23 protein-coding genes are annotated in these 25,288 nt (G+C 44.1%); 14 read left to right on the forward strand and 9 right to left on the reverse strand.

Annotation, left to right across the window (positions count from 1 at the left end):
- Positions 1 to 6 precede the first annotated feature (6 nt).
- Together IGJ01_RS00860 and araD are read left to right on the forward strand one after the other, a co-directional pair.
- Positions 7 to 906, forward strand: coding sequence for an L-ribulose-5-phosphate 3-epimerase (locus IGJ01_RS00860; protein ID WP_016611579.1), 900 nt, complete (start codon positions 7 to 9; stop codon positions 904 to 906).
- Entirely contained in the window at positions 878 to 1,564 is a 687-nt protein-coding gene (araD, locus tag IGJ01_RS00865) for an L-ribulose-5-phosphate 4-epimerase AraD (protein ID WP_016611578.1), read from the forward strand. Before IGJ01_RS00860 ends, araD begins: the two co-directional genes overlap by 29 nt.
- A gap of 43 nt (positions 1,565 to 1,607) precedes the next feature.
- Here the strand turns inward: araD and IGJ01_RS00870 are convergent, their stop codons facing one another.
- The 6 genes from IGJ01_RS00870 to IGJ01_RS00895 all read right to left on the reverse strand — a co-directional run bounded on the left by IGJ01_RS00870 (position 1,608) and on the right by IGJ01_RS00895 (position 7,628).
- Positions 1,608 to 2,111, reverse strand: coding sequence for a GNAT family N-acetyltransferase (locus IGJ01_RS00870; protein ID WP_005232701.1), 504 nt, complete (start codon positions 2,109 to 2,111; stop codon positions 1,608 to 1,610).
- A 205-nt stretch (positions 2,112 to 2,316) separates the two neighbouring features.
- A complete protein-coding gene (locus IGJ01_RS00875) occupies positions 2,317 to 3,756 on the reverse strand; it encodes a 6-phospho-beta-glucosidase (protein ID WP_034872089.1) in 1,440 nt (479 codons plus the stop codon).
- A gap of 32 nt (positions 3,757 to 3,788) precedes the next feature.
- A complete protein-coding gene (locus tag IGJ01_RS00880; protein WP_008376519.1) occupies positions 3,789 to 5,099 on the reverse strand; it encodes a PTS sugar transporter subunit IIC in 1,311 nt (436 codons plus the stop codon).
- Positions 5,100 to 5,258: 159 nt separating this feature from the next.
- A complete protein-coding gene (locus IGJ01_RS00885) occupies positions 5,259 to 6,017 on the reverse strand; it encodes a MurR/RpiR family transcriptional regulator (RefSeq protein WP_005232695.1) in 759 nt (252 codons plus the stop codon).
- 57 nt (positions 6,018 to 6,074) lie between these two features.
- On the reverse strand, positions 6,075 to 7,001 hold the full coding sequence (locus IGJ01_RS00890; protein ID WP_005232693.1) for an ROK family protein: 927 nt from the start codon (positions 6,999 to 7,001) through the stop codon (positions 6,075 to 6,077).
- Between the two features lie 75 nt (positions 7,002 to 7,076).
- A complete protein-coding gene (locus tag IGJ01_RS00895; protein WP_430601301.1) occupies positions 7,077 to 7,628 on the reverse strand; it encodes a GNAT family N-acetyltransferase in 552 nt (183 codons plus the stop codon).
- A gap of 321 nt (positions 7,629 to 7,949) precedes the next feature.
- Here IGJ01_RS00895 and IGJ01_RS00900 point away from each other — a divergent pair, with 321 nt between their 5' ends.
- The 4 genes from IGJ01_RS00900 to IGJ01_RS00915 all read left to right on the forward strand — a co-directional run bounded on the left by IGJ01_RS00900 (position 7,950) and on the right by IGJ01_RS00915 (position 11,240).
- Positions 7,950 to 8,318: a YxeA family protein gene (locus IGJ01_RS00900; protein WP_016619558.1), complete on the forward strand. Its 369-nt coding sequence runs from the start codon at positions 7,950 to 7,952 to the stop codon at positions 8,316 to 8,318.
- Between the two features lie 296 nt (positions 8,319 to 8,614).
- A complete protein-coding gene (locus IGJ01_RS00905; protein WP_430601302.1) occupies positions 8,615 to 9,961 on the forward strand; it encodes an amino acid permease in 1,347 nt (448 codons plus the stop codon).
- A 106-nt stretch (positions 9,962 to 10,067) separates the two neighbouring features.
- Positions 10,068 to 10,496 (forward strand): DUF1761 domain-containing protein, encoded by a 429-nt coding sequence (locus tag IGJ01_RS00910; protein WP_008376507.1) that lies wholly within the window; start codon positions 10,068 to 10,070, stop codon positions 10,494 to 10,496.
- A gap of 243 nt (positions 10,497 to 10,739) precedes the next feature.
- Complete coding sequence (locus tag IGJ01_RS00915; protein WP_061053579.1) at positions 10,740 to 11,240, forward strand: hypothetical protein; 501 nt, start codon at positions 10,740 to 10,742, stop codon at positions 11,238 to 11,240.
- Positions 11,241 to 11,348: 108 nt separating this feature from the next.
- Here IGJ01_RS00915 and IGJ01_RS00920 read toward each other — a convergent pair whose 3' ends face one another.
- Complete coding sequence (locus tag IGJ01_RS00920) at positions 11,349 to 12,485, reverse strand: serine protease (protein WP_430601303.1); 1,137 nt, start codon at positions 12,483 to 12,485, stop codon at positions 11,349 to 11,351.
- Between the two features lie 424 nt (positions 12,486 to 12,909).
- Between IGJ01_RS00920 and IGJ01_RS00925 the strand changes: the two genes are divergently transcribed.
- The 3 genes from IGJ01_RS00925 to IGJ01_RS00935 are packed head-to-tail and all read left to right on the forward strand — an operon-like array spanning position 12,910 to position 16,423.
- On the forward strand, positions 12,910 to 14,211 hold the full coding sequence (locus IGJ01_RS00925) for a hypothetical protein (RefSeq protein ID WP_430601304.1): 1,302 nt from the start codon (positions 12,910 to 12,912) through the stop codon (positions 14,209 to 14,211).
- 48 nt (positions 14,212 to 14,259) lie between these two features.
- The gene (locus tag IGJ01_RS00930; RefSeq protein ID WP_077453065.1) at positions 14,260 to 15,645 is read left to right on the forward strand and encodes a hypothetical protein; all 1,386 of its coding nucleotides are present in this window, start codon (positions 14,260 to 14,262) and stop codon (positions 15,643 to 15,645) included.
- A 4-nt stretch (positions 15,646 to 15,649) separates the two neighbouring features.
- Positions 15,650 to 16,423: a hypothetical protein gene (locus IGJ01_RS00935; protein ID WP_429970065.1), complete on the forward strand. Its 774-nt coding sequence runs from the start codon at positions 15,650 to 15,652 to the stop codon at positions 16,421 to 16,423.
- A gap of 89 nt (positions 16,424 to 16,512) precedes the next feature.
- Here the strand turns inward: IGJ01_RS00935 and IGJ01_RS00940 are convergent, their stop codons facing one another.
- Positions 16,513 to 17,442, reverse strand: a complete 930-nt coding sequence (locus IGJ01_RS00940) for a methyl-accepting chemotaxis protein (RefSeq protein WP_008376493.1) — start codon at positions 17,440 to 17,442, stop codon at positions 16,513 to 16,515.
- 218 nt (positions 17,443 to 17,660) lie between these two features.
- Between IGJ01_RS00940 and IGJ01_RS00945 the strand changes: the two genes are divergently transcribed.
- From IGJ01_RS00945 to IGJ01_RS00965, 5 genes are all read left to right on the forward strand, one after another.
- Positions 17,661 to 18,620, forward strand: a complete 960-nt coding sequence (locus IGJ01_RS00945; RefSeq protein ID WP_005232674.1) for an alpha/beta hydrolase — start codon at positions 17,661 to 17,663, stop codon at positions 18,618 to 18,620.
- A gap of 254 nt (positions 18,621 to 18,874) precedes the next feature.
- A complete protein-coding gene (alsS, locus tag IGJ01_RS00950; RefSeq protein WP_005232673.1) occupies positions 18,875 to 20,527 on the forward strand; it encodes an acetolactate synthase AlsS in 1,653 nt (550 codons plus the stop codon).
- An 18-nt stretch (positions 20,528 to 20,545) separates the two neighbouring features.
- Entirely contained in the window at positions 20,546 to 21,262 is a 717-nt protein-coding gene (gene budA / locus IGJ01_RS00955; protein WP_101698755.1) for an acetolactate decarboxylase, read from the forward strand.
- Positions 21,263 to 21,564: 302 nt separating this feature from the next.
- On the forward strand, positions 21,565 to 22,995 hold the full coding sequence (locus IGJ01_RS00960) for a catalase (RefSeq protein WP_005232671.1): 1,431 nt from the start codon (positions 21,565 to 21,567) through the stop codon (positions 22,993 to 22,995).
- 16 nt (positions 22,996 to 23,011) lie between these two features.
- Entirely contained in the window at positions 23,012 to 23,275 is a 264-nt protein-coding gene (locus IGJ01_RS00965; RefSeq protein ID WP_005232670.1) for a hypothetical protein, read from the forward strand.
- A 183-nt stretch (positions 23,276 to 23,458) separates the two neighbouring features.
- Here the strand turns inward: IGJ01_RS00965 and IGJ01_RS00970 are convergent, their stop codons facing one another.
- Positions 23,459 to 24,952, reverse strand: a complete 1,494-nt coding sequence (locus IGJ01_RS00970) for a helix-turn-helix domain-containing protein (RefSeq protein WP_005232669.1) — start codon at positions 24,950 to 24,952, stop codon at positions 23,459 to 23,461.
- Positions 24,953 to 25,288 lie beyond the last annotated feature (336 nt).

Here is a 25,288-nt window from a genome sequence, read left to right on the forward strand (position 1 = left end):
TTTTCTATGAGTTTGATCGGTCTATATGAAAAAGCAACACCCAAAGCCCTTTCTTGGCCGAAACGATTGCAGTTTGTCAAAGACCGAGGTTTCGACTTCATTGAAATGTCCATCGATGAATCCGATGAACGCTTGGCACGCCTAGAGTGGAACCAAGCACAGCGCAAAGAGATCGTCGAGGCAATCTATGACTCGGGGATCAAAATCTTGTCTTTATGTCTCAGTGGACATCGGCGGTTTCCCTTTGGTTCGATCGATGAAAAAAAGCGCAAGCACGCGATGCATCTGATGGAAAAAGCCATCGACTTGGCTTCAGATTTGGGTATTCGCTGCATCCAATTAGCCGGATACGATGTGTATTATGAGGAAAAAAGTCTTTGTAGCCGCGAATGGTTCATTGCCAATCTAAAAGAAGCCGTCGCCAGGGCGTCTGAAAAGGGGGTCGTTTTGTCACTAGAGATCATGGATGATCCGTTTCTGAATTCTATCTCAAAGTATTTACGGATCAAGGAGCAGATCCCTTCACCCTATCTACAAGTCTATCCAGATGTCGGGAACCTGTCGGCCTGGCCAGAAAATGATGTCGGTTATGAATTAGAAAAAGGCATTTGCGAGATTACCCAGATTCATTTGAAAGATACATTGGCGGTCTCAGATAAGTTTCGAGGAAAGTTTAAAGAAGTACCGTTTGGCACTGGGTGTGTTGATTTTGATGGCTGCTTACGCACGCTGAAGCGGTTGAATTATAACGGTTCTTTTGTCATCGAGATGTGGAGTGAGACGAGCGCTGACCCGATTGGGGAGATTGAACAAGCCAAAGCATATTTATTACCAAAACTAAAGGAGGTCGGTTACCTTGATCAATCAGCTTCAATTGATGAAAGAGCGAGTTTATCAAGCCAATAAGAGACTACCTGAGGAAGGGCTAGTAAAGCTGACTTGGGGAAATGTTAGTGAGATTGATCGAGATTTAGGGATCATCGTCATTAAACCAAGTGGTGTTGATTATAAGAAGATGACGGTTGATTCAATGGTGGTTTGCGACTTAACGGGAACACCGAAAGAGGCGAAGACGTTGAAGCCTTCCTCGGATATCAAAACCCATGCGCTATTGTATAAGCACTTCGAAGGCGTCAAGGCGATCGTCCATACGCATTCGACAAATGCGGTAAAATGGGCGCAAGCACAGCGAGACATTCCTGCATATGGAACGACGCATGCGGATACTTTTTATGGTAGTGTCCCTTGTACACGACCATTACGGGCCTCTGAGGTAACGGCAGACTATGAAAAAGAAACCGGCAAAGTCATTGTCGAGACGTTTGAAAAGCGGGGATTAGATCCGCTTGCATGCCCAGCTGTCCTCACAGCGGGACACGGTCCCTTTACTTGGGGGCAATCTGCGGAACAAGCGGTCAGCAATAGTATTGTTTTAGAAGAGGTTGCAGAAATGGCACTAGGTACCGAAGCTTTGACCTTAGAGCGAACACCGATCGCTGATTATTTGCTGGATAAACATTATTTCCGCAAGCATGGCGAACATGCTTATTATGGACAAGGATAACGTAAAAGCAGCCATTCCTAGCGATCAAGGAATGGCTGCTGTTCTATTCGTTTTCTTCAACGAGTGTTTTCACATAAAAGCGATCCATCGTGGTATGCTGTGCCGCCAATAGTGGCTGGGACAATGCGCGATAGCCGGCTTTTTGATAGACATGCAAGGCAGCTTCTAAAGAATGATGGGATTCTAAATAGAGTTGCCGATAGCCTAGTTCAAAAGCTTTGGCCTCGATCTTCGCCAGCAGGGGATAGCTGAGACGCTGCCCTTTGGCGGCATCACTAAGATAAAATTTTTGCAGCTCGGCGATTTGCCCTTCTGAATCATAAGCGGCAAGACCACCGCCGCCTAAAAGGGTACCCGATTCATCGGTGACGACAAAATAATGGCGGCTAGCAGGATCTGCTGCATAAAATTCACTTAAGTGGTCTAACTCGGGATCAAAATAGGCAGTTCCTGGAACCGCCAACTGGTGGTTGGTCAAGCTTTTGCGAATGATAGCAGCTAATGGCGCATCATCTTGAGATTGGATTGGACGAAATATCGGCTTCATGCAGTTCCTCCTTAACGTAAAAGTAAATGAATAGCTATAGTGTACCACAAGCATCGAGGTAGTGTTTAGTGATGATAAGAAAAGCCATCCTCGCAATGGCGCACCTCTTTAATAAGAAAACCGCCCCTCGTTGCCAGGCTCCTAATGTAAAAAGGAGGATGGCGAAACGAGGGGGCGGTTTTTGTGTTAGTCATGGAAGCAGTAATTAGAGCGTTTCACCATTAGAGGCGATTACTTGCTGGTACCACGCAAAGGAATCTTTTTTCAAACGATTCAAGGTTCCTTTGCCGGTATTGTCTTTGTCGACATAGATCATGCCATAGCGTTTCTCCATTTCGCCGCTGCCGAAGCTGACGATATCAATGATCCCCCAAGGCGTATAACCTAATAGCGGTACACCATCTTCAACCACCGCTTTTTCCATCTGTTCGATATGCTCTTTCAGGTAAGTGATGCGGTAGTCATCATGGACTTGCTGTTCATTGGTTAATTGATCGTAAGCACCAAAGCCATTTTCTACGATAAATAGCGGCAAGTCATAGCGTTGATAGATCGTATTTAACACATAGCGCAACCCGACTGGATCGATAGGCCAGCCCCAATCAGAAGCACTGATATAAGGATTACTCACGATTTTTGCTCCCGGGATATCCTCAGTTGGTGTGCCAGCCACTTCATCAAGGGTTGAGATCGTTCCTGACATGTAATAGCTGAACCCAATATAATCAACGGTTCCCGCTTTTAATAGCGCTTGTTCCTCGGGCGTGATCTCAATCGTGATGCCTTTTTTTGCCCAATATTTTTGCACATAGGTTGGGATCTTGCCTCGTACGTGGACGTCGCTGTAAAAATAGCGCCGTTCATTGGCTTTGACGGATGCCATCAAATCAGCTGGCGCACAAGAGTAGGGGTAGACCGGGACATAGGCCATCATACAACCAATCTGAAACTCTGGATTGATTTTTTTGCCTTCGATCACGGCTGCCGCACTGGCAATCAACTCATTGACGCCCGCTTGAAAGACGAGTGCTTCTTTTTGACTGTCATCCTCGATGATCATGGCAGAATTGGTCCAAACGTGCAGCGGCTCTTGCCCATCTGCTTGATTATTGATCTCATTGAAAGTCATCCAATACGTCACTTTGTCATGATACCGTTGAAAAACAGTCTTAGCGAATTTGACAAAGAGGGGAATCACTTCTTTGTTAGCAAACCCACCAAATTCTTCATAGAGGGCATAAGGCATTTCAAAGTGAGACAAAGTGATGACGGGTTCGATGCCATTTGCCTGCAATTCGTCGAAAAGATCATCGTAGTATTGGAGACCGGCTTCATTTGGTTCTTCTTCTGTTCCAGTTGGATAGATCCGGCTCCAAGAAATCGATGTCCGTAGACATTTCAAGCCCAGTTCTTTGAATAACTGGATATCTTCTTTGTAACGGTGATAAAAGTCAATGGCTTCATGGTTCGGGTAATATTCCCCTTCAATGACTCCTTTGGTGATTTTACGGGGAATACCGTTGCCACCGGCCGTCATGACATCGGCGGTACTCATTCCACGGCCAGCAACATTCCAAGCGCCTTCCGCTTGATGGGCAGCGATCGCGCCGCCCCATAAAAAATCTTTCGGCATTTTTGCGGACATAAATTTCATTCCTCCTCGACTCATTCGTTTGCTTATAATTCTACTTTCTGGGAACGGTTAGAGGCGATCACGAAAGGCAAATAGATCAAGACCGAAATCGCAAGACAAACGACACCGACAACCGCAGCGATCGCATTTCCTCCAGTTCCTAAAAATAGATTAATGATTCCTGGGGTCGTCCATGGTACCCCAATCGCTGGGGTCGGCATGATCGGCCAGACAACAGTGACAAAATAACCCACCAAAATATTGACCATTGGTGTCAAAATAAACGGAATGATCATGATTGGATTCAAGACGATCGGTAGACCGAAGATCATCGGTTCATTGATTTGGAAAATTCCTGGAACTAAGGACATCTTAGCGATCTCACGTTGTTCTGGACGTTTTGAAGCGATGAAGATCGCAATGATCAAGCCCAATGTCATACCAGTTCCGCCCATATTTGCGAACATATCATTTAAAACGCCCCAGGTTTCTTTGTAAGGAACGTCCCACAAGGAGCCGCCCTGGTTGATAAAGTCTAGGTTAGCTAGATCTTGTTCGGTAAAAATCGCTGAACGAACCGCATTCAATGTGTTTGGTCCATGGATCCCAATCGCAAACAACGTGGTTTGCAAAAATGCCAAGATCAAGACACCGACGACATTGCCCCCCAGATCCCGCAATGGACTTTGGATCCCGTTGTAAATAAGTTCATTGATGCCTTCTGGCGCGATCATCAAAACTAAGAAATTGATCAAAGCAGTGACTGCCACGATGATCACGATCGGAATCATGCCAGAAAAGGAACGGGAAACAGCTGGTGGTACCATTTCAGGCATTTTGATCTGCAATCGTTTGACCTTGAAAAGCTTCGGTAAGAATTCACCGACCAAACAAGCCACGATCATAGCTACAAACAACCCTTGGGCGCCTAAATATTGTGTGGAGATCACATTGACATCATCTACTGCAAAGGAGGTCGGGTACAAGATCATAAAGGCAGCGACACTTGTCAAACCAACTAGCGTAGCATCTGCTTGGAAATGCTTGGCTAAAAGTTGGGCAACAAGAAACGCAATGAATAAACTCATGATGTTGATGGTCCCGTTCGCCACGGAAGCTAGAACTTGCTGGGCGCTTTCCAGATTAGGAAAAAGCCGATTCAGTTGAAATAATTGCACGATGAAACTTTCATTGGAAAATAAAATATTGTTGACCAAAATAACGAGAGAAGAAGCGATGGTCAGTGGGAAAATCAGCATGAATGCATCCCGGATCGCTGCTACGTGGCGTTGATTGTTCAACTTTGTTGCGATTGGTACCAACGAGCGGTCTAACAGGTCATTGAATTTTTGCATAATAATAACACCTTTCCTTAATTGATGCCATCATTATAGCGAATGAAAGCGGCTAAAAGTAAGCGGATACGGATTCCGTACATATCTCTCAAGAAATGAAAAAAATTCCGCATCCGGAACACAGTGTTACAAAAAAAGATGGTTCAGTAAACTGAACCATCAAGGGTTGGAACGATAATCTTGTAAATAGCCGATCAGTGTTTCTAAAATCGCTACTGAAGGCAATTGACTAGTCAAATCAAGAAAGATGTCTTTGCGTTCCTCTTTGATCGCATACTCGATCGAATAATCGCACAGGCGTGCCAACGTACTTTCCCGATTAGGGGTAATGCAGTATTTCTGCACGATCGCTTGATTGTCTAAACCGGTAATGACTTCGATCAGTTCTTTGGTTTCACCAGAGACACTCAGAAAAACCAAAACATTTTTTTGATCTTTTCGCAAAAAGCTTTTGATTGGGTAGGTCAGCTCATCAATGCTGATACTAAAGTAACCGAGACTGGCTAGCTTGCGGGCAACGTATTGCGCGATCGCACCGGATGCCCCCATCCCCATAAATAAGATCAAATCGGCATCCCGCATCGCTTCGGCAAGTTTTCGTATTTGGTATTCCGCATCAGGGTGGAAGATCTGCATATTCAAGCCTTTGATGCGCGCTTCTAAACCTAAGTGTTCAGGATGCGCGTCAAAATGGGCTTTTTCTAAATGATTTTTGATATAGAAGCGAAATTCTGGAAACGACTGAAAGCCGACTTTTTGAATAAAACGAAAGACCGAAGTCGAAGAGACATGAGCATCATCGGCAATGTCGCGCACACGCATATACGGGATCTTTTCTAAGTGATTGACGATAAAACGGTAGATTTCTTGTTCTACCGCAGAGAGCTTGTTCAAGTTTAATTGTTCAAAAAGCGCCATGCTGGTTCCTCGCTGTCCTAGATAATCAATTTACACCAGTATAGCATATCCGAACTTTTAACGGTGCAGCTGTTGGTGGATCTGATAGACTGCGCCGATCAAGCCGGCATCGTTTTTTAGTTTCGCTGGACGAACAGGCGCGATGGTTTGTCCGCGCAAATAATTAATCGCTTCATGCCGTGTTTCCGTGATCGTCAAGCGAGCCTGCAGGCGTTCCCAGAAATAAGGATTGGCACTGATGCCGCCGCCGATCAATACCAATTCTGGGTCAAAACAGCTAATCAAATTGATCAGTCCTACAGATAAATCCGTTAGAAATTGGTCCGTCAGCTTCAGCGCCAACGCTTCGCCTTGCTGCGCGCGGTCAAAAATCTCTTTGGCGTCTTGGGTGGGTTCAAAGCCAGGAACTGCTGCGCCAGATAAATTGTAGAGGCGAATCAAGCCGCCCACGACGGCAGTTTTTTTATTGATGGAACTTTCCTCGATATTGCCTTCTTCTGGCAGCTGATCAATCACCATCCAGCCAAATTCACCAGCCATGCCATGAGCACCTCGGTAGACTTGATTATTGATCACGATCCCACCGCCTACACCAGTGCCTAGGACAAGACACAAATAGTTGGCTACCTCTTGCGCATTCCCGATCCATTTTTCAGCAATCGCTGCTGCATTGGCATCATTTTCCACCGCCACCGGCAATCCTGTACGCGCTTCCAAGACTGCTTTAAAATTTTCACCATATAACGATTTGATGGCTCCAGCCGTTAACATAAACCCGTCTTTTTGAACGATCCCTGGGGCACTGATCCCAATGCCATCAATCGTGTGGCGGCTCTGGGCATCTTCGATGATCGTGAGTAGATCCTGATAAAACTGGGCTGGCTCATAGCTAGTGGGGATCGCTGATTTTTCAAGGATCACTCCGGTTTCATCTAAAACCCCATATTTAATACTTGTTCCGCCAATATCAAATCCTACGTACATTCTTCTTCCTCACCTTCTAAAACATTGTTGCCTTAAGTGTACCATCTGGCAGGAGGAATTTTTTTCTTTTTTCAGCTATTTTTTGACAGCCGTTTCCGCTGCATCCAAATAAAACAAAATGTCACTTTTGCCTTCCTGATTGGTTCCTTTGTACACCTCCGTATCCAGGCCTCCGATACGAAAGCCTGCTCGCAAGTAAAACAGACAGGCAGAAGGATTGTTGTCCTGCGCTTGTGTATAGATGCCGCGATAGTCTTTGGCAAGGGCCGCTTTCAGTGCCTGTTGGATCAACAGTTGACCGATTCCTTGCTTGTGGTAGTCTGTGTTGACCTTTAAGTCATAGAGGTACAGATACTTGAAAAAAGCGTCTTGAACGATCGCTAAGCCGATGCATTTTCCATCATCATAAGCACCGATAAACAGACTGTTTCGGCTCATTTCATCATAGCAATAATTTTCATCTGGGAAACGCATCGTCTGAATGTCTTCAGGTGCAAATTTACAGATCGTGTACTGCCAGTTGCCCTCATTATAAGACGGCAGCATTTTCCCCCATAAGGAGAAGGGTTCGTTTTTCAAGCGGATATCAGCTTGGTGTTCTTGATCGATCAGTTTAATTTCTAGCATGGGACACCTCGATTTTCTATAGTTTTCAATCATGAGTATTTAAAAGTAAGTTGTTGCAGTTTAGTTTACTACAAAGAATGAAAAATCACGATACTTATTAAACAGTCTGGTCTTCCTGTGAGAAGGGACGTTTTTGTAGGAGTAACTTAGTTGTTTGTCTATACATTTAGGTGGAAAAAGCAGGAAATATTCCATTGATACCTTAGTCACAATGACCGACGGAAAAATACGTCTTAAGTTTGATTATATTTATCGCTTGTTTTTTTATACTGAAGGTAGATAGAAAAAACGGAGGACAATCACTTGAAAAAAGCAATTAGTATGATCCTGCTCGTGTTAACGATCGGGACCGTCACATTGGTTACATGGTCTTATTTTACGAAAGATGATTCCAGCGAACTGGTTCAGCTGGTGGATCGTTTCAATCCTTTCGTACCGGAGAAAAAGGTTTATGTCAAAACATCCGATGAGTATGGCGTGCCGCAAGAACATGATGCCTATGAATATACGCAAGAAGGAATCAATGAAGATGGACAAAAAATAAAAATCACGTTTTGGGCACCACAAAAATTAAAAGAAAATGCCTACCTAGAGCTTGATGCAAAAGGCAAACATGTGGAGTCGTATCAAGAGGTGACCGAGCAGGATCTCCCTGACGCTATCAAAGACGAGTTGGTTACGACCCATTGATCATCGAGCCTGCTTGAAGAAACGGACAGAAAGTCATTTCCCACAAGTTGGGAGATGGCTTTTTTTAGTACCTTCACCTAAAGAAAAGTTCGCCAAGATTTGATTTGGGTGAAAAAGATTAGAGGATGATAGAATTTTCAGAAAAAATAGATAATTTTTTCGATTCTTAGTTGCAATAGTAGAAACGTCTGGTATTCTCTATGAGGTAGTTAAAAAAAATCATTCATATAATTAAAAATAGCAACAGTGAGAGAATCACCGTGTATGAAGGATCAACGGTTTTCGAGGAGGAACGTATGACAGAAAAAAATCAATTAAAAAAACAGATGAAAACCAGACACATCACTATGTTGGCACTAGGTGGCGCAATCGGTGCCGGCCTATTCAAAGGCAGTGGGGAAGCGATCCAGTTAGCGGGGCCTGCGGTCTTGCTAGCGTTTATTTTTTGTGGGCTGATCTTATTTGTCGTCATGACAGGACTGGGACAGTTGGTTTTATCTGACCAAAAACAACATGGCCTTTCGGGCTTAGTCCAGCCGTATCTTGGCTTGCATACAGCTGATTTCATTGATTGGATCTACTGGTCAATGTGGATGATCAACATCATCGCCGAAGCAGTTGCTGCCGCAAGCTTTTTGCAGCTGTGGTTTCCCAATATTCCAGCTTGGATCTTTGTTTTGATTTTGGCACTACTCACGACCATCATCAATTTGTTTTCGGTCCGCTTGTTTGCAGAAACGGAATACTGGCTTTCGTGGGCCAAAATCAGTGTGGTGATTGTGCTGATCTTGGTGGGTCTCTATCTGGTTGCCACGCAAGTCTTTGATCTGGGCTTTTTACCGACGATGAGACAAATGACAGACTATGGTGGTTTTGCCCCTCACGGTCTCAAAGGATTTATCAATTCTTTATTGGTCGTAATCTATTCGTATGGCGGTTCTGAGTTAGTAGCCATCACGATTAGTGAAGCAGAAAATCCCAAAAAAGCGATCCCTCAAGCAATCAAAGGAGTAATGACTCGGATTGCCGCTTTTTACATCATTCCCATGTTTCTTTTACTGATCATTTATCCGTGGAATCAATTAGCAGATCCAAATGTCAGTCCCTTTGTAATGGTGTTTCAAAAAATCCATGTGCCTTTTGCTTCCGACATCGTTAATTTAGTGATCATTTTGGCCTTGTTTTCCTCCATCAATTCTGGGGTCTATGCTTCTTCAAGAACGTTGTTTTTCCGGTTAAGCAACAATGGCCAGAAAAAAAGCCGCTTCACGATGCTGAATAAAAACAGCGTGCCCCAACGAGCGATCATGTTTTGCAGCGGTACTTTATATCTTGGAGTCGTTCTTTCTTACTTTTTAGGCGACAAACTCTTCAATTATCTGGCAGGCTCCCTGTCGTATACTGTATTACTGATTTGGTTGTTGATCAGTGTGGCGGCGTTTGTTTTGGTACGCAAGCAGAAGAAAATGGGCTATACGATTTTTTTGGGTGGGGCGATCCTTGCGTTGCTTTTGCTGTTTGCCGGAATCTTGATCACTAACCCATTAGCGGTTACAGGTTTCACCGCATTGCTGTATACGATCATTTTTCTTAGTTTTTATTGGAACCATCGAAAAATAGAGGACACCAGTGGAAAAAGTTGAAGAACCCTCCCTTAAGGCATAAACTGATGGAGAAGGAACAGCCCGCTTGGCTATTTTTTCGCTTCTCAGGAACATGGCTAAAAATAAAGTAAAGGAGAATACGAAAATGGTTAATTTTTGGACATTGATTTTCGGCACCCTCAGCTGGGTTGTGGTGGAAAGTCTGCTTTACAACCCGATGCATAAGTGGGGCAAGTTTTGGGCGAAAGAATCAGGAATGGCAGAGAAGATGGACGGTCAGCAGATGACGACCGGTGACATGCTCTTTACCTTTGGCGGCACGATTGTTGGTGGGATTCTCTTATCGGCAGCGACCTATCAAGTCGTCTATTGGTTTGCCACATTCGATCATGATGGTTGGCTGATGACCTCCTTGCAAGTCGCTTGCTTATTGTGGCTAGGGGTGTATGGGGTCGCCACCTTCGTGATGGCTGTTTACTCGGGACAGTCCCGTAAATTAGTTGGGCTGCACCTTGTGAATGGGTTTCTAGGAGTGATCGTTTTAGGGCTTGTTGTCGGACTAATTGGACAATAGGCAGCGATCATATCCCAGCGAGAACGTTCAAAGATCTCAACGAATCAATCCTAAAGAAAGCCGATCTTGTCTCGACAAGGTTGGTTTTTTTGCGCGTGAAATTAATCTCACTATAAAAAAAAGCTATAAAAGCAAATTGTTTATGCTATACTGAAAATAACTCAATTTGACAGGAAACACAAACCCACGGGTTTGCGAAAAATCATGAAAGAAGGAAACTTAGGGAAAACGAGGAGGGGAAAAATGAAAACGAAAAGCAAGTTAGGTAGAAGAATGTTTGCTACCGTTTGTCTGGCGGTGCTATTTTTTTTGGCAAGCTGCAGCCGCTCAGGGGTTGACTCTGCAGCTGCAAATCAAGTATTGACCAATAGCAACAGTCATCAACAAAATGCCTTGTACGTTTTGGAAGATGGAAAGCTCACCGTCAATAAAACGCTGAGTTTTTTGGTCGATCCGAATCAGGAACCTGCGGAATTGGTAGAAGAACAAGAGGCGCAATTAGTGCAGATCAACGAAACACTGCAAGCAGAGTTTCCCAAAAGCAAAGCACTGACTGCGGCAGACATCGGCACTATGCACACCTTTGAAGTGACAAATGCCCAAGTGATCATTGATCAAGAGAAAAAGGAAGTGCGCATGACTGGCGATGATTTTGAGAAAGTATTCAAAATGGTGGACAACAATGACAAGCGTCTGATCGATGATGAACAAAACGAGTACGAGTTTTCTTACGATGAGAAATAGCAAGTGACAAAAAAGCAGCTGCCTCCGACGAGACAACCGCTTTAGACTGCAGACAAACCTTAGACAAAAATGAGGTTTGTCTTTTTTTGTTGTAAAATTTAGTGGCTATTACGGAAAACATTTTGCGCAAGGAGTAAGTCCGCGACTTTGCGCTTCTGCTAAAGTTGCAGGCGTGTAGGTACCGTTACCGCATTTTCTCGTATGATATTTCGAACCTGTTGGTGTAACGAGGACCGACGTTTGGGCTTGATTGCTAGCAGTGGCTGGCTGGCTTTGTTCTGGCACAGCGGCGGCTGCCTGCCGTTCTTCCTCCGCCTTAGCTTGTGCGGCTGCTTGTTCGTTGGCAGTGATCGTTTGCGCCACTGTTTTCGTTCGAGTAGTTAATTCCTCATCGGGGGTCTTGAGACGAGCGACAGCATCTTCTGCACGAGCAAGGGCATCTTTTGTCGGCTCCGCCTCTGCCGCTTCCACCGCTTGGACAGCTTCTGCAACGAGGGCTTCTGCTTCTTTCTCAGAAATCTTGGTTTCTACAGTGGATAACCGACTTTCAAACGTTTCCTTGTTCAACACCGCTTGTGCGACCAATTCTTTTGCCTGATCGAAATCCTTGCGCTCAAGAGAAGCTTCAGCGGTATAAAGGGCTTTGCCGATGGCAAGGTGTTCTTCAACTACAGCTAGCCGGGTAGCAAAATTTTCGTAGGTTTTACTTAAAGCATGAATCAGCGTCACGGCTTCGTCATAATTCTTTTGGTTTGGCTGGGTTTCGGCAAGCGCCAGTGCCGTCTCAGCTTTTTCCAGTGCTGCTTGTTCTTGTCTTTCAGCTTGTAAATTCGCTAGAAATGCGCGAGAAGGTTTGACGGTGACGACTTCTTCTTTGGCGCTTCCACCCATTGAGGCTTGGAGAGTAAATTCCTGTTCCTCTTCATCTTCAAGTTGCACGGTGTAAGAAAATGTTTCGTCCGCCAGCGAAACCTCCACCCCGTTGATCGTCAGTTGCGCTTCTGGGTTGGTTTGACCCGTAATCGCCGCTTCGCCTTGTTCGTTGGTAACCAGTTCTGCTTCATCTACGTGAAGGTCCGGTGTTGCTGCTGGAGTCATTAGTGCTCCGCCAATCAATAAGAGAAAACCACCCATAAAAATAACGATTTTGTTGCGAAGCGGCTTTTTCTTGATCAAACTAAGAACAAAAAAGATTCCGCTTACAACCATTGTCAAAAAACCAACAACAAAAATAAATATCCCCATACTTTTTTCCATTTCCTTTCTTGTGAATAATTTAATTATAACATTTTTCCTAACTTATCCGCCATTAATAACCGGCTAGCAAGGGTTGCTGAACGTATGGAGGGAGTTCAACTAGCAAACCGATAGATTTTTATCAATAATAAATAGATTTACAGAAATTTTTATTATAAAATGATATAGAAAGAGTTGTTTTTCGTTTGTATTTGCTTTTTTTGCTAAACAGCTTTTGGTCCTAATACACGTATTTACTTCATTACTGGAAAAAGACGCTTTGAACAAACGGATGAAATCGAGCAAATACCTGCAAACAAGCGGCTTTCCTTCGCTGCTTCCCCCAAATAACACCATAAAAAAGACATTCCCCCTCATGTGCAACTAAGCCACTTCATTGATAAGAAAATCAGTATGTGCAAAAGGAGTAGCAATGAAAATCACACAAATCCAATGTCCCAGCTGCTTGGGTCAGTTAACCGTTGACTGGGAGACAGGAAAAGCAGTCTGCCAATATTGCTTAACTAAATCAGTCCTACAGTCGCCGCCAAAACAAACGCAAGAAGCTTCGAATGAACAGGCTCCCGTAGTTTTTCAAAAAGTCAAAGAAGGGTTTTATTCGTTTGCCTTTAATGAAGACGAGGTAGCAAATGCCTTGAAAAAATGGCTGATCCAACAGGAATCAGTTCCTGAGGACATTATCGTTCATCTTGAAGTCAGCGAGGTAAAACGATATTTTATTCCGATTTATGAATTTCAGGTGACCTATACGATGCACTGGGAGGGGGCCTTTGGCTACGATACCCATTCCATTGCTTGGGACGGCTATACGACCACGTGGGAAAAGAAGCGCGGCGACCATCCAGATGAGACGGTCATACTCTATCAATGCGGCAGTTCGGAGGTGATCGAACAAGAAATTCCTCAGAGCTTTGAGGTCAATGATGAAATGAAAAGAAAACCGCACTTTAATACCGATCAAAAGGAATTTCAACAGCTAGTCTCAGCACATGCTATTCATGTTTTTCCCTTTGATATTGAGCAAGAGCAGGCGCTCTTTGGTTCTGAAAAACAAGCGGAATTGAGAGCTCATGCGAATGCGGTGATCCAGAAGAAAGAATCTGCCGATCATCTAAAAGAGCTGCACCTAAATCTTTCCCTGATCAGCTGTGCTACAGAAGAGCTCTACTTTCCCCTGTATATGGGCACCTTCAAGTACCAAGAGCAATCCTTTGAATTTGCGATCGACGGCAAAGATCCTGACCGAATGAAGCTGCCGATTATCCCACAGTTCCAAGCTACCTATCAAACGGTTGCGAATTTTTCAAAAGCTCGTAAGGTTTTTGGCTGGTCCTCCGTACTCTTTTTTACGTTAGGTGTGATCCTGATGATCTTGGCTCTATTCATTTCTGAATGGATCCCTCTCGGAAGAGTATTTAGGGCTGTCATAGGGGGGATTGTCATGAGTTCTCTGCCAACTACAATCTATTGGGTAGTATCGGGGATAGTGTTGCACTTTCTAAAAGAACAGTACCTCAAAACAGCCCAAAAATTTAGAGATGAGTGCCAAAGAGAATTATTAGGTAAGAAAACGGCTGGGACCGCTTTTTTAGCAAACTACGAGAAGCGTGAAAAGAAGCTTGCAAGAATCAGAAGATTTTATGAATGGCTCGATACGCTCGCTTATGTGGTCGTGGTCGTTACCCTTATTTGGAACATTCTTCGGTTTCTTTGATAAACCATCTTGTTGAAAAGAAAAAACGATTCATAAAAAGGAGAAAAAATGAAAATCACCCAAATCCAATGCCCCAGCTGTCTGGGACGTCTAGAAGTTGATTGGGACTCAGGGAAAGCAGTCTGTCAGTATTGTTTAAATGAGCTGTTGATCAAACCGGAACAAAAAAACCAGGAACAAACAAAACAAGTCGTCTCGCTTAAAGAGTTGTCACGCATTCAAGGGACCGTCAAAGAAGGATTTTATCCGTTTGCCTATGATGAAAAGGCATGTGAAGCGGCGTTGAAAAATAGACTAGCATGGCAAGACACCATCTCGGAAAGTATCTTTTTTGAGCTAGAGATGGTTCATCTAAAACGTGTATTTATCCCGATGTATTATTTTCAAATTGCTTATGATGCTCAAGTGAGAGGGAGCTATGTCCACGAGGAACAGCAGAGGGGGAGTGGGCGCATTACTGCCGACATTTCTTTACATAACAGCGGGAATACAACAATTTTCAATGAATATTTCCCTACAGATACCCAAAAAGAAGCGGATTACAGTATCAATGGTAAGCTGCCGCTACATCTTCAAAAAGGAGCCGCCTATTGCACGGATATGCAGCAGTTTTCGGCACTTAGCCAAGGCGTTCAGGTGCTGCATTTTGATATTTCCAGAGAAGCGGCACTTGCTGATACCCATCTATTGGAAGTCTTTGAAGCAAAAGCCAAAGACCATTTGGTGGGAGCAGATGTTGCCAATGAGGTTCAACTGACTCTTTTTCCGAAACAATGTGATACGGAAAAACTGTATTTTCCTTATTACATTGGCGAATTCAAGTACGGAAACCAAACCTATTCTTTCGTGGCTGATGGCACCGATGCTGAACGTCTCTTTCCAACCCAGCTTCCTGAATGTGAACAGCTGGTGCAAGTGAAGAAAAGTTTTTCCAAAACCAGCAGGATCCTTGGAAATTCTTTCTGTATATTTTTATTGTTAGGTATGCTTTCAGGAACGTTCTTGAATCTTTTTTTTGGTGGATTTTTAATGCCTGCCGTTGCCTTTAGTCTGATTGTTTCAGCGGTCATCTTGCTGATTGCTTGTGTTGTGACTTGGTATTTCTTGCTCGTACCAGAGGTCAAGTTTTTCTCAGAGTACGGCAAATTCAAAGCAGAACTTTCTCAGGCATTGAGTCAATCGGATGCATCAGCAACTGCAGTGAAGAAAGCTTTTGAAACGCGTAGGAAGAAACTCGTCCGACAGACAGTATTTTACAGCAGTCTGGAAAACATGGCGTATGAATTCGCCTTGATCCTTTTTTTAACATTCCTGACTTGGTATTTCGGTTTTTATGGCATATCGCTTCTAGTGCTGCTGGCGTTTTTCAGCTGGAATACGATCCGTATCTTTACCACGGATAGCTCCGATACCTGTATCGAAACGAAAGGATGATTCAATGGATATTATTCCGATTCAATGCCCCCACTGCTTAGGAGAACTAGAAGTCAATTGGGACGCTGGCACGGCGATTTGTCTGTATTGTCGTGGGAAAATGGTGATCAAACGGTCCTTCGATCCTACCAAAAGCCCGCATGCCAATCCTATGACAGCAAAACAGCTTTCGTTGACGCACCTTGCTGTTTTGCTGAAGAAAATCAGTCAATCAGCTGCTGCCAACCAAACGATGGATCCTCTTCCCCTGGGAAACTCCTCAGCGGCAGGGGGTTCAAGTAATCACAAGCAGTCAAAGCAAGCGGCAATGAATCAGACGTCTTTGATTCAGCGGGCGCCACGCGATCCAGTCAAGGAGCGACAAACTCGTTTGAATGCTTTTTTGCAAGAGCAAAATTTTTTGTTCTATTTTTCTGGAGAAAGACAAGTGCTACCAAGGCAATGGCAAAGACAAGTCCTCGCTAGTTTTCAAGTGCCTGAAACGGAGACCCCTCTTGCGTTGCTAACGTCAAAGATGACTGGCAAGAAAGCGAATGCGGGACTGCTTTTTGGCGTTGAACGAGTGTATTTGTGCACGTACGAAAAGAAAGAAAAACGAATAGTCAGTTTTTCCTGGATTGTTTGGAAAAACCTCGGTTTTGAGGTCCAGCATAAAATGTTTAGTAGCTTTTTGGTGATTCAACAGGAATATCGTGTTCCTCTTCAAGCATTGGGCTTTGCGACCCAATCATTTTTGCAAGAATTACAGCAGTTGCTGCAAGAGTGGGAGACTGGCTAGTGCTGAGTATCGATGAAATCAAATAGGGAATCAATTTATTGGTCAAAAAAACAAAGAGAGCGTCGCAAACAGCGGCGCTCTCTTTCACTTCATGTGGTTTCCAACTCAGCATTGTTGGTCTCTGTTAAATACTCGGCTTCATCGTTTAAAAGACTGGCCGTCGTTCGCAGCGTGTCGTAAGAATGCAAAACGGCAGCGAGACTTTTTTGCGAATCACTGATTTTCATAGTCGTCGACTCGGTACTATCTAACACGACTAAGGCTTGTTGGTTGATGGCTTGCATGGTTGCGGCAATGGTTTGGGTCAACTGCTTGGTCTGTTCGGCTAATTTTTGCATTTCATCGGCAACTACCCGAAAGCCAGCTGCTTGTTCGCCGATCCGTGCTGTTTCGATGGAAGCGTTGAAGGATAGCAGTTTGGTTTGTTGTGCAATGCGGTCGATGTCATGCAGCACCGCTGTCACCTGTTGGCTATCCATTTCTAAGGCATGGGTCGTTGCTTGATTTTGATCAGACAGCCGTTTGACTTGCGCCAAGTTTTCTGACAAATGATCGACTTGCTGATGCCCGTTGGCAGAAAGTCGTGTCAGGGAAGCAGCACTTTCTTGCACTTTTTTGATAGTGACCGCTAAGGCTTGTTCTCTTTGGGTAATGTCAAAAGCGATTTTGACGACGTTGACGACTTCTTGCTGCTCATCGAGGACGGGGAAGTAGATCCCTTCTAAAATCAGTTTTTCTCCTTGTTTGTTTTTTCGGATGATTTTGTCTTGAAACCGTTGCTTTGAGTACAGCAGTTGATTCCAAAAAGCTTGGTAATCCGTACTGGCAGCATAATGGTCAAAACAAAAGGTCCGATGCGGCAAGCCAATGATTTCTTCTTGGCTGTACCCTAGGATATCAGTCATGTTGGCATTGGCGAAAACAACTTCTTTTTGCGGATCAAAGACTATGACAGCGAGTTCTTGAAAAATAGCAGCGAGCAGACGGTTATTTTGTGTTTCATCTAATGTGAATTTCATACGTACTTACCTACGCCTTTCAGTTTTTTGGGAAGTTTACACAGCGAGTGTCTTACAGTTATCGGTCATGAAGGCAAGGCAGTTAAGAGTGCAAAAACCACCTTTTTTGTCGAACAAAATGCTTGGAAACAGAAGAAAGCAAGATTCTTTGCATCAGAATGACTTGGTGGTACCCTTAAGATCAACACGAACGATTTCAAACAAAAGGAGAGAATCGTATGACAGATAGAATTTCGTTGGAAAAAGCAGCCGTTGAATTTAGTGAGGCAAATGCACCGCACCCACGGATCTATGAATTACCGCCAGAAGAAGGGCGCGCACTATTGGAACAAGTCCAAGAGTCACCCGTCAATAAACTGGCGGTTGAGATAGAAGATCAGACCGTAGATACAGGCGAGTGGGGGGCCATCAATGTTCGTTTTGTTCGTCCCGAAGGAAATCATGCGATTCTCCCTGTTATTTATTATCTCCATGGCGCTGGCTGGGTCTTCGGCAGTGCCGCAACTCATGATAAATTGATCCGTGAATTGGCGGTACGAACCAACTCGATCGTCATTTTTCCTGAATACAGTCGTTCGCCAGAAGCAAAATACCCAACGGCGATCGAACAAAATTATGCGGTCTTGCAGCAATTACCGGGATTTGTCGATGTCAAAGGCTTAGACCTTACCCGTTTGACCGTGGCTGGCGATTCCGTAGGTGGGAACATGGCGACTGTTATGACCTTGTTAACGAAAGCCCGTGGTGGCATTCCGATCGCACAGCAATTATTGTTCTATCCTGTGACAGATGCCCGCTTTGATACGCCTTCGTATGAAGCATTTGGCGAAAACTATTTTCTGACCAAAGAAGGGATGCAATGGTTCTGGGATCAATACACGACGGATGAAACACAGCGGAATCAAATTACCGCTTCTCCTTTACGAGCGACCAAAGAGGAGTTAGCCGATCTGCCACCAGCGTTGATCATTACGGGGGAAGCAGATGTCTTGCGGGATGAAGGGGAAGCCTATGCGCAGCATTTACGAGCAGCTGGCGTGGAAGTTACCCAAGCACGTCTGCAAGGAATCATCCATGATTTTGTGATGGTCAATGCGATGGATCAGACCCAAGCTGCACGAGCTGCCATGACACTGGCTGTCGGTTGGCTGACGGAAAAAAATGTCCCAGCAGAATAAAAAACCGACAAAAGAAGCTTCTTTTTAGAGGTGTTCTGATACAGTAAAGGATTTATGGGGTGGAGCGATCCACTCCTTTTTTTGTCGGAAAAATGGAAAGACATACACCTGCGGTCTGAAGCAGATGCAAACGCTCTCTAAAAAACTACGTTTTTATAGTACAGATATTAATAAGTGTTTTTCGTTGATAAATAAATAGAAAGTGCTATTATATGTATTGTGATTAATACAGTTTTTTGAAAAGAGGTAATACAGTGAGTGCAAAAGGATCAGAAATCATTGTTGAAAGTTTAGAAAATCATCGGGTGCCTTATATCTTTGGGATTCCCGGTGCAAAAATCGATGGCGTATTTGACGTGTTGAGTGATCGGGGACCAGAGTTGATTTTGGCACGACATGAACAAAACGCGGCATTTATGGCACAAGCAATCGGTCGCCTGACAGGAGAGCCAGGAGTCGTCATTGCGACAAGTGGACCAGGAGCCAGTAATTTAGCGACTGGGTTGGTCACGGCAACTGCCGAAGGTGATCCCGTCCTGGCACTAGCAGGCCAAGTGAAGCGTTCTGACCTTTCAAAATTGACCCACCAAAGCATGAATAATGCGGCATTGTTTGCGCCGATCACGAAATTCAGCAGTGAAGTCCAAGATCCTGAAACCCTTTCTGAAAGTATTGCCAACGCCTTTCGCATCGCAAAAACAGCGAAAAAAGGGGCGAGCTTTTTATCCATTCCTCAAGATGTGACGGACGGAACCGTTCAAGGGGCAGCGATCAAACCACTATCTTCGCCTAAATTAGGCAGTGCCGATGCAGAAGATATCCAGGCACTCGTCGATCGGATCAAAGAAGCCAAGCTGCCTGTCCTACTCTTAGGAATGCGGGCTTCAGGCGTGAAAGAAACACAAGCGATTCGTCATTTAGTTGCAAAAACTGGGTTGCCTGTCGTAGAGACCTTCCAAGGCGCTGGGATCATTTCTCGTGAATTAGAAGAGCATTTCTTTGGCCGCGTCGGCTTGTTCCGCAATCAGCCTGGTGATATGCTGTTGAAACGCAGCGACTTAGTGATCGCTGTGGGGTACGACCCGATCGAATACGAAGCTCGCAACTGGAATGCGGAAAAAGATGCCCGCGTGATCGTCATCGATGAAGTACCGATGGAGATCGATCCATTTATGCAGCCAGAAGTTGAACTGATGGGCAGTATCGCGAAAATTATTGAACAACTATCAAAAGCCATCGATCAGTATCACTTGACCGAAGACGCTCAAAACTATTTAACGACGCTGCAAACCAAACTCAATGAAAAACCAGCGGATGTCGAAGGCAGCAACAATACCTTGCATCCCCTGGAAATCATTGATGCTTTGCAACAAGAAGTGACCGATGACATGACGGTGACGGTGGATGTCGGCAGCCACTACATTTGGATGGCCCGTCATTTCCGCAGTTATGAGCCACGGCATCTGCTCTTTAGTAATGGCATGCAGACTTTAGGGGTAGCTTTGCCATGGGCGATCGCGGCAGCGCTCGTGCGACCAAATACTCAAGTGATCTCTGTATCTGGCGATGGTGGCTTCTTGTTTTCTGCCCAAGAGTTAGAAACAGCCGTCCGTTTGAAACAAAACATCATTCACTTGATTTGGAATGACGGTACCTACAATATGGTGAAATTCCAAGAAGAAATGAAATATGATCGTGCTTCTGGGGTTGATTTTGGACCAGTTGATTTCGTGAAATATGCCGAAGCGTTTGGTGCCAAAGGCTTACGGGCAACCACCAAACAAGAATTGATGGCAGCCATCGAAGAAGGCTTTGCAACGGATGGTCCAGTGATCATTGATATCCCTGTGGATTATTCAGACAATGCCGATCTTGGCAAAACGATCCTACCTGATCAATTTTATTAAGACCAAAGGAGCATCAAGATGAAAGTGAAAAACAAAAGTTATTTATATCAGCATGGCACCCTAGGTGGGTTGATGCAGGATTTAATGGATGGCACGGAGCAAATCGGGAAAATGCTTGAATATGGCAATTTTGGGATTGGTACTTTGGCTGGTTCCAATGGTGAAGTGATTATTTTAGATGGTGAAATCTACCATGTAGACGAGTCGGGCAAGGTACAAGTGCTCCAAGGAAATGAAGGAACCCCCTATGCGGCAGTCGTTGATTTTTCTGCGGCGAAGCACCTGCAGGTCAGCCAAGAAATGACCGATGAAGAAGTGAAAAACCACGTCCTGACAGAAGTCAGCCCGAATTTGTTTTCCGCTGTCAAGATTTATGGGGTATTTACCAAGATGCACGTCCGCGTTGCCCCAAAGCAAGAAAAACCATACCCAAAATTCATTGAGATCATCCAGCATCAGCCGGAATTTCAAGCAGAAGATATCAGCGGCACGATCGTCGGGTTCTTTACCCCGTTGCTGTTCCACGGTGCTGCGGCCGCCGGTTTCCATTTGCATTTTATTAGTGATGATCGCACATTTGCTGGTCATGTCTTAGACTTTGAAGTGGCAGCTGGCGAAGTCGAATTGATGGAACTAGCCGAATTTCGTCAGCATTTTCCTATCGACAACCAAGACTATTTGCAGCGGGAGATCGATGTCGCAAAAATCGCCAAGGATATTGAAGCTGCCGAATAAGCAGCAGGCAGCAAAAAATAATTGATCGCCAGTAGAGTGGTCTCGGATCGAATGGAACGCAAAGCAGCAGTGAAGCCAACGCTTCACTGCTTTTTTGTGCTTCCTTTTATTCATGAGGCTTGCTGCAAAACCTGGATACTTCGATAGAAAAATTGGGAAATGGTCAAAAATCTTAATTAATTCTTATTTGAGAGCAAATAAATTGATATATTTTAAGAATAATGATAATTTTTGTACTGATTAGAAGTATTTTGTTGAGAGTAATTGCACTTGACTGATTTTATAGAGAAAAGAGGAAAGATATGAAAAAAAAGTTGACGACTGCGCAAGGAGCCAGTGTAGCGGATAACCAGAATTCTTTGACAGCGGGGCGCCGTGGCCCAGTGTTGATTCAAGATGTCCATTTGCTAGAAAAACTGGCACATTTTAATCGTGAGCGGATTCCCGAACGGGTCGTTCATGCGAAAGGTGCGGGGGCTCATGGGGTCTTCCGAGTAACAAACGACGTAACGATGTACACGAAAGCGGCGTTTCTTTCAGCCATCGGGAAAGAAACGGAGATGTTTATTCGCTTTTCAACGGTTGCCGGAGAACTAGGGTCTGCGGATACGTTGCGCGATCCTCGGGGGTTTGCGGTTAAATTTTACACGGAAGCGGGGAATTATGATCTCGTGGGCAATAATACCCCGATTTTCTTTATTCGTGATCCGTTGAAGTTTCCTGATTTTATCCATACCCAAAAAAGAGACCCGCGAACGCACTTGAAAAATCCAGAGGCGGTATGGGATTTTTGGTCCCATTCACCGGAATCCCTCCATCAAGTCAGCCTGTTGATGGGGGATCGGGGCTTACCGGCAACCTTTCGTCATATGCATGGGTATGGGAGCCATACATTCGCTTGGCTCAACGCAGAGGGAGAACGCTTTTGGGTGAAATATCATTTTCGGACGGATCAAGGCATTATGAACATGAGTGCGGCACTCGCAGCAGAACTTGCGGGAAGCAATCCTGATTATCATATTGAAGATCTATATAAAGCGATTGAGGCAAAGGAGTATCCTTCTTGGACACTCTATGTTCAAATCATTCCCTTTGAAGAAGGTTGGTCAGCTGCCGTCAATCTTTTTGATGTGACCAAAACAGTCTCACAAAAAGACTATCCGCTCATTGAAGTGGGACGAATGACTTTGAATCGCAATCCAGAGAACTATTTCAACGAAGTCGAGCAAGTCACTTTTTCACCGGGCAATATCGTTCCAGGGATTGATTTTTCTCCGGACAAACTATTGCAAGGTCGGCTGTTTGCTTACGGTGATGCGCATCGTTATCGAGTTGGACCCAACAGCAGCCAGTTGCCGATCAATGCGCCAAAAGCGCCTGTCCATAATCACCAACAGGACGGTTTCATGAATACCAAAACGAATTCTTCAGGGATCAATTATGAACCGAACAGTTTCGATGGCATCAAAGAAAACCCGCATGCCAAGGGCATCCACTATTCGTTAGAAGGAGAGATCGGTTCCTTTGATTACGATGAAGACTATTATAGCCAAGCAGGTGATTTTTATCGTTTGCTCTCAGAAGAAGAACGAACACGTTTAATTCAAACGATTGCGGGAAGTTTGGGACAGGTTCAAAATCAACAGATCAAAGAACGGCAGGTCATGCATTTTTACCGTGCGGACCCAGAATACGGCAGACGAATCGCTGAAGCGATCGATGTGAACATTTAAGAAAGGAGGAAAAAGAATGTTACTTTTACATGTAGTTTTTGGTCTTTTATCTTTTGTCGGAGCAATGATGCTGGGGGTGGCCTTTAAAGGGCAGCTGCGAGAGCTTTCAAGGCTTCAGCAATGGGCAGTCGGTTTGAGTTATACGGGCACGCTGTTGACGGCGATTTTGGGGATCTTGTCTGCATCTTCTCATCCAATCATCGTACTCATGACCCTCGTAGGCGCACTGGCTTTTACGAAACGGACATTTTTAAGTGCAGATCAATCCAAAGAGCAATGATTGCTGATAGTAGCAGCGTAGAAGGAAAAAGCGTACTTGATTCATTGGAAAAGTCCCATATAAAGCTGCTTCCACTAAAAAAGAACAGCTTTATATGGGAGGATTAGTCAGGCGTTCGTTTAAAGGCGACAAGGAAATATCAATTCTCTTTCTTTGGAGAAGCGGCGTGAATGATTGGAATTACTACGTATTATCAAGAACGACCAACCGCAAAATTCTCGGATTGATTCGATTCAAAAGATAATTCCAATCGGCAGCGTCGGGTATTGATTTTAATAAGACACTTTCAACATCCAGTAAGTATTCAGTGGCGTATTCGGAGTAGTTAGTAATGAGAAAATTAATGTTTTTTTCTTTTAAATACTCGTGGGAGAGTTCGTTTGAATCAGGGTAGTACATTTCATGATAAACGCCAAGATATTTTCGGATAATACTTTCGGCGTACTCACAAACATACTCGTTACCTTCAAAAATAACAGCTATAGTTCTCCGTGTGCCCCAATTCTCTTCAATGATGGCTTCCATGTGGAAGGTGAGACTTGCACAAAAATCATCCAAATGGTCGAAAGAATAGAGTGTTTTCACAAGAGGATGTGAGAGCAAAAACTGGCGATTTTTTTTATATTCAGCCGCAAATTTTTCTTTGACGAAAGCATTCAAATCATCGATGTTGACGTTCATCGTTGGCGATAACAACTCACGAAGCTTGAAAATAGTGAAGAATGACTCTAACCAAAGCAAATCTTTTTGTTCATCAAAGCTGTTGCCGCGATTTTGGGCATAGAAATCAGCAGTGATTTGTTTGATCGCGGGCCAGTGGTTATAGTTAAGACAAAACACTTTGCTTGTTTCTAGATCGGTGTTGAGTTTGCGACGACAAATGATGCAAGTCAAAAGATAGATTGCTTCTTCTTGAGGAAACTCAAAGGTAAAATAACGCTGGATAATCTTTTTAAGGTCCTCATAATTTGAAAGTAAACCATTTTTTTTAACTAACTCGCTTAGTTCTGGAGAGGGGGCAGCAAGTAAACCGCGTTTGCTGCGCTCCACGCTCATATAAAGGATATAAGCAAAATAAGAAAAAGAAGAGCTCTGTAAGGCCTTCGTTTCCAAAAGGTCAGTGATTTCCATCACCGCATCTTGTACATGGATCGAGGGAAATAACGTGTGGACATTAATGTCAGACTCGTAGTAAAAAAGACAGAAAAATTTTCGTATATCGATCTCCGAACCTGCCAAAGAGACGGGATCCGTTTTGATTTTTAAACAGAAAGGGGATAAAAATGGCTGTATTTTCCGGAAGTAGCTGATCAGCGCTTGTTCAGAAATATTAAGCGTTAAGCTCCAATCAAAGAGGGTTTGCTGCTCATCATAAAAAATACTTTCTAAAATCTGGAAAATCGGTTCATCTTTTATCAATTCTTGCTTTTGCTTTCGATACCTATCATGATCGATTTCTTCAAAAAGATACCCGATTTTTGCTGTATGGATCGCCATAGCCCCTTTAAAATACTCTCGCAAGCTAGCAATGTCAGTAATCAACGTACGCGTACTGCTCTCGGTCACTTCAGCGAGTTCTCCCAGTGTACGGGAGGGACTTTTCTCAAATTCATTCAACAATTGCAGCCAGCGAATCAACGTACGATTTCGCATGAATTTTAATTGAAATGTTTTCATGTCAGCCTCCGAAAAATAAGTTTAAATAATTATAGCATAATCATTTACACAGAGAATGAAACGTTCAACTGTTAGGCGTTCTTGCCACAGTGCCTTGAAGGCTCTGACTACCAGCAGAACATTTCCGGGAATATCAATCGTTCACGGTAAGTATAGCAAGGACCTGAGAAACCAATTGCCAAAAATCATACATAAACTTGAGAAAACGAAGCGCTAATAGAAAGGCTCCAAACGCTAGATAAAAAGCTAATGAAGCAAGAAAAGACGATAAAAACACAGTTTTTCAACTGGCAGTTGCCCATTTGAAAAACTGTGTTTTTTTCTGATGACGCCAGA

Origin of the sequence: Enterococcus sp. AZ089, assembly GCF_050547225.1 — a bacterium.
Lineage (GTDB): Bacteria > Bacillota > Bacilli > Lactobacillales > Enterococcaceae > Enterococcus_D > Enterococcus_D entomosocium.

Excerpts from the sequence above, each read along its gene's own strand:
- IGJ01_RS00860 (WP_016611579.1), top strand. The coding sequence starts at position 7 with ATGAGTTTGATCGGTCTATATGAAAAAGCAACACCCAAAGCCCTTTCT.
- araD (WP_016611578.1), top strand. The coding sequence starts at position 878 with ATGAAAGAGCGAGTTTATCAAGCCAATAAGAGACTACCTGAGGAAGGG.
- IGJ01_RS00870 (WP_005232701.1), bottom strand. The coding sequence starts at position 2,111 with ATGAAGCCGATATTTCGTCCAATCCAATCTCAAGATGATGCGCCATTA.
- IGJ01_RS00875 (WP_034872089.1), bottom strand. The coding sequence starts at position 3,756 with ATGTCCGCAAAAATGCCGAAAGATTTTTTATGGGGCGGCGCGATCGCT.
- IGJ01_RS00880 (WP_008376519.1), bottom strand. The coding sequence starts at position 5,099 with ATGCAAAAATTCAATGACCTGTTAGACCGCTCGTTGGTACCAATCGCA.
- IGJ01_RS00885 (WP_005232695.1), bottom strand. The coding sequence starts at position 6,017 with ATGGCGCTTTTTGAACAATTAAACTTGAACAAGCTCTCTGCGGTAGAA.
- IGJ01_RS00890 (WP_005232693.1), bottom strand. The coding sequence starts at position 7,001 with ATGTACGTAGGATTTGATATTGGCGGAACAAGTATTAAATATGGGGTT.
- IGJ01_RS00895 (WP_430601301.1), bottom strand. The coding sequence starts at position 7,628 with ATGCTAGAAATTAAACTGATCGATCAAGAACACCAAGCTGATATCCGC.
- IGJ01_RS00900 (WP_016619558.1), top strand. The coding sequence starts at position 7,950 with ATGATCCTGCTCGTGTTAACGATCGGGACCGTCACATTGGTTACATGG.
- IGJ01_RS00905 (WP_430601302.1), top strand. The coding sequence starts at position 8,615 with ATGACAGAAAAAAATCAATTAAAAAAACAGATGAAAACCAGACACATC.
- IGJ01_RS00910 (WP_008376507.1), top strand. The coding sequence starts at position 10,068 with ATGGTTAATTTTTGGACATTGATTTTCGGCACCCTCAGCTGGGTTGTG.
- IGJ01_RS00915 (WP_061053579.1), top strand. The coding sequence starts at position 10,740 with ATGAAAACGAAAAGCAAGTTAGGTAGAAGAATGTTTGCTACCGTTTGT.
- IGJ01_RS00920 (WP_430601303.1), bottom strand. The coding sequence starts at position 12,485 with ATGGGGATATTTATTTTTGTTGTTGGTTTTTTGACAATGGTTGTAAGC.
- IGJ01_RS00925 (WP_430601304.1), top strand. The coding sequence starts at position 12,910 with ATGAAAATCACACAAATCCAATGTCCCAGCTGCTTGGGTCAGTTAACC.
- IGJ01_RS00930 (WP_077453065.1), top strand. The coding sequence starts at position 14,260 with ATGAAAATCACCCAAATCCAATGCCCCAGCTGTCTGGGACGTCTAGAA.
- IGJ01_RS00935 (WP_429970065.1), top strand. The coding sequence starts at position 15,650 with ATGGATATTATTCCGATTCAATGCCCCCACTGCTTAGGAGAACTAGAA.
- IGJ01_RS00940 (WP_008376493.1), bottom strand. The coding sequence starts at position 17,442 with ATGAAATTCACATTAGATGAAACACAAAATAACCGTCTGCTCGCTGCT.
- IGJ01_RS00945 (WP_005232674.1), top strand. The coding sequence starts at position 17,661 with ATGACAGATAGAATTTCGTTGGAAAAAGCAGCCGTTGAATTTAGTGAG.
- budA (WP_101698755.1), top strand. The coding sequence starts at position 20,546 with ATGAAAGTGAAAAACAAAAGTTATTTATATCAGCATGGCACCCTAGGT.
- IGJ01_RS00960 (WP_005232671.1), top strand. The coding sequence starts at position 21,565 with ATGAAAAAAAAGTTGACGACTGCGCAAGGAGCCAGTGTAGCGGATAAC.
- IGJ01_RS00965 (WP_005232670.1), top strand. The coding sequence starts at position 23,012 with ATGTTACTTTTACATGTAGTTTTTGGTCTTTTATCTTTTGTCGGAGCA.
- IGJ01_RS00970 (WP_005232669.1), bottom strand. The coding sequence starts at position 24,952 with ATGAAAACATTTCAATTAAAATTCATGCGAAATCGTACGTTGATTCGC.